This is a genomic window from Polaribacter sargassicola, from assembly GCF_021991835.1.
Lineage (GTDB): Bacteria > Bacteroidota > Bacteroidia > Flavobacteriales > Flavobacteriaceae > Polaribacter > Polaribacter sargassicola.
Genome location: NZ_JAHDAU010000075.1, coordinates 1 through 369, shown reverse-complemented (window position 1 = coordinate 369; position 369 = coordinate 1). Strand labels below are relative to the sequence as shown.

The window sequence follows — 369 nt, the reverse complement described above, 5'->3', positions numbered from 1 at the left end:
TAGATATGTAATATTTGTAAAATCAATATTCAATGATGCACTCATGGTATAAAGCGCTAAAATTTATTTAACGAGATTAATACGTTACCCTTTTAAGCTCATTAAAAATTACAACCACTTTTTCTTTTTAAAGTAATAAAGCATCCCTAACACAATAAGAATCATGATACCCCAAACAATAAAATAAGCGTTTTTATAATGTAGTTCAGGGATGTTTTCAAAATTCATACCGTAAATACCTGCAATAAAGGTAAGAGGTATAAATATAGAAGCCATAATGGTAAGTACTTTCATGACCTCATTCATTTTATTACTAATGGTAGTCATGTACATATCCATTAAACTCCAGGTCATTTCACGGTAAATTTC

At 28.7% G+C, this 369-nt stretch carries 1 protein-coding gene; it reads right to left on the bottom strand.

The annotated features are described in order from the left end of the window. Window positions 1-108 precede the first annotated feature (108 nt). Window positions 109-369: CorA family divalent cation transporter (locus tag KI686_RS15890; protein WP_237590308.1), on the bottom strand; the 261-nt coding region annotated here is incomplete at its 5' end.